9 protein-coding genes and 2 pseudogenes are annotated in these 8,716 nt (G+C 72.6%); 8 read left to right on the forward strand and 3 right to left on the reverse strand.

Annotated elements, in window-relative coordinates; all coding sequences use genetic code 11:
* Positions 1–676, forward strand: a pseudogene (locus ACWEKM_RS44880) (short-chain dehydrogenase); the annotation flags it as partial.
* A 180-nt stretch (positions 677–856) separates the two neighbouring features.
* Here ACWEKM_RS44880 and ACWEKM_RS44885 read toward each other — a convergent pair.
* Entirely contained in the window at positions 857–1,252 is a 396-nt protein-coding gene (locus ACWEKM_RS44885) for a hypothetical protein (protein WP_451627083.1), read from the reverse strand.
* A gap of 455 nt (positions 1,253–1,707) precedes the next feature.
* Between ACWEKM_RS44885 and ACWEKM_RS44890 the strand changes: the two genes are divergently transcribed.
* Positions 1,708–1,881, forward strand: a complete 174-nt coding sequence (locus ACWEKM_RS44890) for a hypothetical protein (protein ID WP_343243690.1) — start codon at positions 1,708–1,710, stop codon at positions 1,879–1,881.
* A 283-nt stretch (positions 1,882–2,164) separates the two neighbouring features.
* Here the strand turns inward: ACWEKM_RS44890 and ACWEKM_RS44895 are convergent, their stop codons facing one another.
* Positions 2,165–2,878, reverse strand: a complete 714-nt coding sequence (locus tag ACWEKM_RS44895; RefSeq protein WP_451627084.1) for a FadR/GntR family transcriptional regulator — start codon at positions 2,876–2,878, stop codon at positions 2,165–2,167.
* A 391-nt stretch (positions 2,879–3,269) separates the two neighbouring features.
* On the opposite strand from ACWEKM_RS44895, the gene ACWEKM_RS44900 reads away from it, so the two are divergent.
* From ACWEKM_RS44900 to ACWEKM_RS44920, 5 genes and pseudogenes are all read left to right on the forward strand, one after another.
* Positions 3,270–4,610 carry an L-fuconate dehydratase gene (locus tag ACWEKM_RS44900; RefSeq protein WP_451627085.1) on the forward strand — a complete coding sequence of 447 codons (1,341 nt, stop codon included), beginning with the start codon at positions 3,270–3,272 and terminating at the stop codon, positions 4,608–4,610.
* Positions 4,607–5,371: an SDR family NAD(P)-dependent oxidoreductase gene (locus ACWEKM_RS44905; RefSeq protein ID WP_451627086.1), complete on the forward strand. Its 765-nt coding sequence runs from the start codon at positions 4,607–4,609 to the stop codon at positions 5,369–5,371. Before ACWEKM_RS44900 ends, ACWEKM_RS44905 begins: the two co-directional genes overlap by 4 nt.
* A complete protein-coding gene (locus ACWEKM_RS44910) occupies positions 5,368–6,381 on the forward strand; it encodes an aldo/keto reductase (RefSeq protein ID WP_451627087.1) in 1,014 nt (337 codons plus the stop codon). Before ACWEKM_RS44905 ends, ACWEKM_RS44910 begins: the two co-directional genes overlap by 4 nt.
* Positions 6,378–6,587, forward strand: a complete 210-nt coding sequence (locus ACWEKM_RS44915; RefSeq protein WP_451627088.1) for a hypothetical protein — start codon at positions 6,378–6,380, stop codon at positions 6,585–6,587. The genes ACWEKM_RS44910 and ACWEKM_RS44915 overlap by 4 nt, the downstream gene beginning before the upstream one ends.
* Positions 6,584–6,874: pseudogene (locus ACWEKM_RS44920) on the forward strand (amidohydrolase family protein); the annotation flags it as partial. The gene ACWEKM_RS44915 and the pseudogene ACWEKM_RS44920, both read left to right, overlap by 4 nt.
* A gap of 59 nt (positions 6,875–6,933) precedes the next feature.
* On the opposite strand, the gene ACWEKM_RS44925 reads toward ACWEKM_RS44920, so the two are convergent.
* Complete coding sequence (locus tag ACWEKM_RS44925) at positions 6,934–8,355, reverse strand: lipase maturation factor family protein (RefSeq protein ID WP_451627089.1); 1,422 nt, start codon at positions 8,353–8,355, stop codon at positions 6,934–6,936.
* A 128-nt stretch (positions 8,356–8,483) separates the two neighbouring features.
* Between ACWEKM_RS44925 and ACWEKM_RS44930 the strand changes: the two genes are divergently transcribed.
* Positions 8,484–8,716 (forward strand): hypothetical protein (locus ACWEKM_RS44930; RefSeq protein ID WP_451627090.1); only part of this gene is annotated, 233 nt, incomplete at its 3' end.

An 8,716-nucleotide genomic window follows, 5' to 3' on the forward strand; every position in this document is an offset into this window, starting at 1 on the left:
TGAGCTGCCGGCCGCCGAGGTGATCGGCGGCTTCGGCTCGGGCGCGGTCGCCGCGCTCCCGGTGGCCGGCGGCGGCACCCTGACCGCCGAGGATGTGACCGGTCTGGCGCTCGTCTCCGGTTCGGCCTCCCTGGAGCGGATCGCGGCCGGTACGGCCATCGACGCCGGCGGGCTGGTCCCCGACCTGCACCACACCAACAGCTGGATCCAGTCGGTGGACGAGGTTACGCCGGTGGAGCTGCTGGAGGTCCAGCTGTGCAACTCGACGGCCCCGTTCATCCTGATCAGCCGACTGCGCCCGGCGATGGCGGCCTCCTCGGCCCGGCGGACGTACGTCGTCAACGTCTCCGCCATGGAGGGCGTCTTCAGCCGCGGCTACAAGGGCGCCGGGCACCCGCACACCAACATGGCCAAGGCCGCGCTGAACATGCTCACCCGCACCAGCGCCGAGGAGATGTTCGAGAAGGACCGCATCCTGATGACGGCCGTGGACACCGGCTGGATCACCGACGAGCGCCCGCACCCCGACAAGGTCCGGCTCGCCGAGGCGGGCTTCCACGCCCCGCTGGATCTGATCGACGGCGCCGCCCGGGTCTACGACCCGATCGTGCGCGGCGAGGCCGGCGAGGACCTGTACGGCGTCTTCCTGAAGGACTACGCGCCCGGCAAGTGGTGACCGCGCCCCGTGCGCCGAGCACACACCCGACCCGCGCGGCGCCGAACACCCGGCCCGGCCCCGAGCGCCGGGCCCGCCCGACTCGGGGCCCGTGCCCCTTGGGGCAGGCGCGTCACCGACTGGATATCCGGCACCCGTCGGCCAAGGTCGGCACCGGTCGGCCGAACCCCGCGTGCGTCGTCAGTCGACGGCGCCGAGGCGGGAGTGCCGGGCCGCCACCAGTTCGAGCACCGTGCGCCAGTCCTCCAGGACCCCCGCGTCGAAGGCGACGGTCCGGCCCTCCTCGACGGCGTGCTGAAGGCGTTGCAGATCGTCGTCGGCGGCCGGGCCGCCATGGCGCACCAGACCGTATACGCGCTCGCCGAGCAGCGGCCGTACGGCCTCCGCGGCGCGCGTCGCCTGCCCGGCCGGGTCGCTCGGGGACAGCAGCTGCCCGATGCCGTGCACCAGCCCCGCCACCTGGAGCTCCTTGTCGGCGGGGCGCCTGCGGCGCAGCAGCGCGGCGGTGCGCAGCGCGTGCTCGTACCGGCAGGCGTACAGCAGATCCATCAGCTCCTCGACGCTGCGCAACTCCATGCGTCAGTCCTCCCGCGAGACAGCCGTTGCCTGGCGGCAGCAGATCATGGGGAGCTTGCGACTCGGCCAACGGGACTTGAACGGCACAGCGCCGGGTTCCTGTGTTCGACCCTTACGCCGAACGGGAGCGGCCGAGTGGCGTATTGCGTGACAAACAGGGGCAAACTGGGGTCGGCAAAGCACGGAGTGACGCGCGAACGTTACAGCTTGTTTGCACTCCCGATCGAGCGGACCCCCGCTCATTTGGTTACCCTGGAGGGAGGCGGACAACAGTACCGGGTTCCACCTACACCCACCGGTCCGTCCGGGGGCCGACCATCACGGCCGACTCCGCCACGAGTGCCGGCGCCACCGCGTCCGAACTGGCCTTTCACTCAGACCCGAGCGGGCGTCGAGCGCCGGAACGCACACTGGCCGGCACGCCCGAGGGTGACCCGACACAGAAGGAGTGCGCGGTGACACCGGAGAAGACGAATCGCGAGCAACGCCCCAAGGAACGCACGGAGCGCGCGGGCCGCAGGCCCGGACAACTCGGCAGCCTCGACGTGTGGGCCCGGTCCGCCCCGATCCGCCTCGCGGGCTACGAGGACGACCTGGCCGAACCCCACATCCTGCCAAGCGTGGACTGACCCGAGGGGGCGGTCCGCAGCTCGCGGACGGCCCCGCTGGGGGCGCGGGGAACTGCGCGCTGAGCCACGATGGGCCCGCAGTCGAACGACAGCCTGTCGTGGGCCGGCGAGCGGAGCGCTCGCCAGGACCCCGCTAGGGGCGCGGGGAACTGCGCGACCAGCCACGTTCGGGCCGCAGTCGAACGACGGCCTGTCGTGGGCCGGCGAGCGGAGCGTTCGGGCCCCGAAGGGGCGAAACCGCGCGCCAAGCCGCCACGCGCGGCCGCAGCCGAACGACAACCCCTCACAGCCCACCCAGCGGAGCGCCCCCCGCTTTGAGCCACTCCTCCACCTCGCCGACATGCGCCGCAGCCGCGGCCCGCGCCGCCTCCGGGTCGCGGGCCGCCAGGGCGCGATGGATGGCGGCGTGCTCGCGGCGGGTCCGGGCGAAGGCGCCCTCCTCCTGGTAGCCGCGCCAGACGCGGGCGCGGAATGTGCGTGACGACAGGCCCTCCAGGATGGCGGCCATGGTCTCGTTGCCGGCCGCGCTCGCGATCTCCCGGTGGAAGGCGAGGTCGTGGGCGAGGATCTCCTCGGGGTCGTCGGTCGCGTTCATCGCCGTAAGGTGCCTCTCCACCTCGGCCAGCCGTTCCGGAGTGATCCGCGCGGCGGCCAGCGCCGTCGCCGTGGACTCCAGGATCCGGCGCACCTCCAGCAGTTCCACCAGGCGCGGACCGCGCGACAGGTCGGCGACGACCCCGAAGGTCTCCAGCAGGTCCCCGGCCTCCAGCGCCGTGACATAGATGCCCGAGCCGTGCCGGGCCTCCAGGACGCCCAGGACCGTCAGCGCGCGGATCGCCTCCCGCATCGAGCTGCGGGAGATGCCAAGCCGGGCCGCGAGATCGCGCTCGGTGGGCAGCCGCTGGCCCGGCTCAAGGCGGCCCTCGGCGATCATCGCCTTGATCCGCTCGATGGCGCGCTGCGTCACGGTGCCCTTCTGCGGGGCTGTCTCCTCCACGCCACTCCTCCTGCTGTCACCGGTGCGCCGCAGTCTAGCCATCCATGTGGTCGGACCACTGTGGTCGTTTTATGGGAAAGCCTGCCTCGGAGGGGTGTTGTGGAGGCCAAGTGGTCTGATAAATATGCGGGCATCTGCCAGTACGTGCTCGACTACGCGCTCGACGAGGAGCTACCGGATGCGCGGCGGAACACCGTGGTCGGCGGCATCCCGGAAGACCAGCCGCCCGCGTCCCCCAGCGCATCGTCAAGCGTCACGGACCCGCCATGGCCCTCGGCGTTCTCCTGCCGGGCGTGGTCAAGACCACGCCCACCATGGCCCCGGTGCCGTCGCCCGCCCGACCACGGGCCGCGCCCAGGACCGGCCCCCTGCAACCGACGAAAGGCACTCCGTGTCCCCGAGCACCGCCCGCGTCACCGCGGTCGACACCCACGACATCCGCTTCCCGACCTCCCGCGAGCTGGACGGCTCCGACGCGATGAACCCGGATCCCGACTACTCGGCGGCGTATGTCGTGCTGCGTACCGACGCCGCCGACGGGCACGAGGGGCACGCGTTCGCCTTCACCACCGGACGGGGCAACGATGTCCAGGTCGCCGCGATCGACGCGCTGCGGGACCATGTCGTCGGCCGCTGTGTCGAGGAGCTGTGCGCCGACCCGGGATCGCTCTCCACGGACCTGATCGGGGACAGCCAACTGCGCTGGCTCGGGCCCGAGAAGGGCGTGATGCACATGGCGATCGGGGCCGTCGTCAACGCCGTGTGGGACCTCGCCGCCAAACGGGCCGCCAAGCCCCTGTGGCAACTGCTCGCCGACGCCGAACCCGAATGGATCGTGCGGCAGATCGACTTCCGTTACCTCACGGACGCGCTCACCCCCGACGAGGCGCTGGACCTGCTGCGCCGCGGCCGGACTGGTGCCGAGCAGCGGCGGGCGCGGCTCCTGGAGCGCGGCTACCCGGCCTACACCACGTCCGCGGGCTGGCTCGGCTACGACGACGAGAAGCTCACCCGGCTCGCCGCCCGGGCCGTCGCCGACGGCTTCCGGCAGATCAAGCTGAAGGTCGGCGCCGACCTGGACGACGACATTCGGCGCTGCCGCGTCGCCCGCTCCGTCGTCGGACCGGACATCCGCCTCGCCATCGACGCCAACCAGCGCTGGAACGTCGACGAGGCGATCCGCTGGACCCGGGCCCTCGCCGAGTTCGACCCGTACTGGGTGGAGGAGCCCACCAGCCCCGACGACATCCTCGGTCACGCGGCGATCCGCCGGGCGGTGGCACCCGTCAAGGTGGCCACCGGCGAACACGTCCACAACCGCATCGTCTTCAAGCAGCTGCTCCAGGCGGGCGCCCTCGACATCGTGCAGATCGACGCGGCCCGGGTCGGCGGCGTCAACGAGAATCTGGCGATCCTGCTGCTCGCGGCCAAGTACGGCGTCCCCGTGTGCCCGCACGCGGGCGGCGTGGGCCTGTGCGAACTCGTCCAGCACCTGGCGATGTTCGACTATCTCGCGGTCTCCGGCAGCACCGACGATCGGGTCATCGAGTACGTCGACCACCTGCACGACCACTTCCTCGACCCGGTGGTGGTCCGCGACGGCCACTACCGGGCGCCCATCGCGCCGGGCTTCTCGGCCGCCATGCGTCCCGAGTCCATCGCACGCTTCACGTACCCCGGCGGCTCCTTCTGGGCCGCCGACCCCGACACCCCGAAGGGACCTGCGGTATGAGCGACTTCGAGGGGCTGACGGCCCTGGTGACCGGTGGCGGCTCCGGGATCGGCCGGGCCACCGCCGAACTCCTCGCCGAGCGGGGTGCCCGGGTCGCCGTCCTCGACCTGGACCCCCGGGCCGTCGACAAGCCGCTGCTCGGCCTGCGCGCCGACGTCAGCGACGACGCCTCGGTGCGCGCCGCGGTGGACGTGGCGGTGACGGAACTCGGCGCCGACGGCGCCCTGGACGTCCTCGTCAACAACGCCGGCATCGGCGCCCAGGGCACCGTGGAGGGCAACACCGACGACGAGTGGCACCGCGTCTTCGACATCAACGTCCTCGGCATGGTCCGCACCGCCCGCGCCGCCCTGCCGTATCTGCGCCGCTCCCGGCACGCGGCCGTCGTCAACACCTGCTCGATCGCCGCCACCGCGGGCCTGCCCCAGCGCACCCTGTACAGCGCCACCAAGGGCGCCGTGCTCTCCCTGACCCTCGCCATGGCCGCCGACCACCTCCGCGAGGGCATCCGGGTCAACTGCGTCAACCCCGGTACGGCGGACACCCCGTGGATCGGGCGCCTGCTGGACACCGCCGACGATCCGGCGGCCGAACGCGCCGCCCTGGAGGCCCGCCAGCCCACCGGCCGGCTGGTCTCCGCGGCCGAGGTCGCCGGCGCCATCGCCTACCTGGCGAGCCCGCTGTCCGGGGCCACCACCGGCACCTCCCTCGCCGTCGACGGCGGGATGCAGGGCCTGCGGCCGCGCCCGGCGGGCCGGTGAACACCCTCGGCCGCAGCGGCGTCCCGGTCAGCCCGCTGGCCCTCGGCACCTCGGGCATCGGCAACCTGTACACCGCCGTCGGTGACGAGCAGGCGCACGCGACGGTGGCCGCGGCCTGGGAGCGGGGCGTGCGCTACTTCGACACTGCCCCGCACTACGGGCTCGGCCTCGCCGAGCGCCGCCTCGGCGCCGCCCTGCGGGACAAGCCCCGCGACCAGTACACCGTCTCCACCAAGGTGGGCCGGCGCCTGGAGCCGTCGGTCGCGGGCGGCGACGACCTCGACAACGGCTTCGCGGTGCCCGCCACCCACCGCCGCGTGTGGGACTTCAGCGCCGACGGGGTCCGCCGCTGTCTGGAGGCCAGCCTGCGGCGGCTCGGCCTGGACCGGGTGGACGTCGTCTATCTGCACGACCCCGACGACCACGCCGAGCAGGCGTTCCGCGAGGGCTATCCCGCCCTGGAGGAACTGCGCGCCCAGGGCGTGGTGGGCGCGATCGGCGTCGGTATGAACCAGACGGAGATGCTCACCCGCTTCGTCCGCGACACGGACGTGGACGTGGTGCTCAGCGCGGGCCGCTACACCCTGCTCGACCAGCGCGCCCGGACCGAACTGCTGCCGGCCGCCGTCGAGCGGGGCGTGTCGGTCGTCATCGGCGGCGCCTTCAACTCCGGCCTGCTGGCCGACCCGAGGCCCTCGGCGACGTACGACTACACCCGTGCGCCCGCCGCTCTGGTGGACCGGGCGCTGCGCATGAAGGCGGTCGCCGACCGGCACGGGATCAGCCTCACCGGCGCCGCCCTGGCCTTCTGCGCCGCGCACCCGGCCGTCGTCGCCGTCCTGGTCGGCGCCCGCTCCGCGGCCGAGGTCCAGTACTGCGCCGACCGGTTCGGCACACCGGTGCCGGACGGATTCTGGCGAGAACTGCGGGACACCGGCCTGCTGCCGCCGGGCGGGCGTCATGGACATGAAGGGGGAGCCGTCGTGAACACCCAGGAGGAGTCGTCGTGAGAGTCGCCCTGCAGACCACGGTCCGCGCGGACCGGATCGCCGCGTACGAGGCCGCGCACCGGGAGGTCCCGGCCGAACTGACGGCCGCGATCCTGCCGGTCAATGTGGCCCGGCAGGCGCGGATGGCCGAACTGCTGGACGTGGCGCACGACTACTCCGCCGAGGGCGCGGACGCCGGACTGCCCGTCGTAGGGGAGCTGCCATGACGGTGGACTCCCACCACCATGTGTGGGACCTCTCGGTGCGCGACCAGGACTGGATCATCGGGCCCGAACTCCGCTCGATCCGGCGCGACTTCACGGTCCAGGACCTGGAGCCGGAGGCGCTCCGGGCGGGCGTGGACCGGACCGTCCTGGTCCAGACGGTCACGGTGGCCGAGGAGACCCCCGAGTTCCTCGCCCTCGCCGACGGCCACGAGCTGATCGCGGCGGTCGTCGGCTGGACCGACCTCACCCGACCGTACGGGCGGGTGCTCGCCGCGGCCCGGGAACTGACCGCCCAGCTCGGCGCGGCCGAGCGTACCGCCGTCTTCGAGGGCACCGCCGCCCGTGTCTACGGCATCTGAGCCTTCGTCGCGAGCCGGGTCGGAGGCAGGAACTCCCGGACATACGTCCGCTCCCAGCAGGCGCCCGTCTCCCGCAGTTCGCGCCAGGTCGTATAGCGGTAGCGGAAGAGGCGGGCGCGGACGTAGCGCGGCGGCCGGTCCGCGGGGAAGGGCGAACGGCGCAGCAGCCGCAGCGTGTCCCGGTCGTTCTCCAGGAGCCGCTCCACCAGGCCGCCGAACCACTCCCCGGCGTACATGGGCGAGAGCGCGGCGAACCACATCAGCCAGTCCAGCCGCAGATGGTAGGGGGCGAACTGGCGCGGCCAGCGCCGCGGATCACCCGGCTTGCCCTTGAACTCGTACTCCCGCCACCCTTCGTCCGCCCGCGGTACGGAATCCAGCGTGCCCTCGACCACCACCTCGTACCGGACCCGGCTGACGCTGCCGAACGCGCCGTAGGTGTTCACCAGGTGCAGCGGGTCGAAGGAGCGGTTCATCACCTGGCGGCGGGAGACCATGTTCAGCACCGGGCGGTGGCTGAGAAACAGGACCAGCGCGGCGGCGGCGAGCACCACGCACAGGTACCAGAGGGGGGTCGCGGGCACCGGCGGGGGCGTGCCGGGGTAGCGGATCGCCGACAGCGCCAGCACGATGGTGATCCAGTTCAGCCAGGAGAAGTTGCCGGACAGTACCAGCCACAGCTGGGTGACGATCATCAGGACCGCGGCGACCGTCGCCACCGGCTGCGGGGTGAACAGCAGCACGGGCACCACGAGTTGGGTGACGTGGTTCGCCGCCGCCTCCACCCGGTGCAGCGGCCCGGGTAGCCGGTGGAAGAACCAGCTCAGCGGGCCCGGCATCGGCTGGGTCTCATGGTGGTAGTACAGACAGGTCAGCTTCCGCCAGCACGGATCGCCGCGCATCTTGATCAGGCCCGCGCCGAACTCCAGCCGGAACAGGATCCAGCGCAGCAGGAACAGCACCACCACCGGCGGCGCGACCTCGTCGTTGCCGAGGAACACGGCGAGGAAGCCGACCTCGAGCAGCAGTGACTCCCAGCCGAACGCGTACCAGGTCTGGCCGACGTTGACGATCGACAGGTACAGCGCCCAGGGAGCCAGCCACAGCGCCATCGCGCCGGCCAGGGGGAGCAGCGAGTCCAGGCCCGCGAGCAGCGTCGCCGACACGGCGCAGCCCGCCCAGCAGCAGGCCGCGAAGAACCGGTCGGAGTAGTGCAGGTGGAACACGCTCGGCGCGCGCCGGAACGGCACCCGCGCCACGAACCGGGGGACCGGCAGCATCCCGCGCTCCCCGATCAGCGCGCGGAACTGGAGCGCGGCCGTCAGGAACGCGACGAGGTACACGGCGGCCAGAGCCCGCTGGAACACCAGTCGGCTCAGCCAGTACTCGGATGCGGTGAACCAGTCCACGGCCGTGCGCTCCCTCCTCCAGTGTCGCCCGAAGGCGTGCGCGCCACTCTCCGTACCGCGTCGTTCCGTTTGCGTAACCCGGGCGGGTGAGGCAGACAATGGTGTGAAATGTCCAGAATCGGGCCTGAATGATGTCGGAGAACGCGGTGCGGATACCCACCGGAACCATCGTCACGGTCAGTGTGCTCTCGGCGCTCTCGTCGGTGCCGCTCCTCGCCGGATGCGGCACCGAAGGCGGCCGGGTCACCCGGACGGCTCAGGCGGCGGTGCCCGCCGCCGTGCCCGCCGACCCGGATCCGCTGCCGCGCTCCGCGGCCCCGGAGCCGGACGCAGGCCGCACCGGCGGCGGCCCGCGCACCCC

Source organism: Streptomyces sp. NPDC004752, from assembly GCF_053601275.1.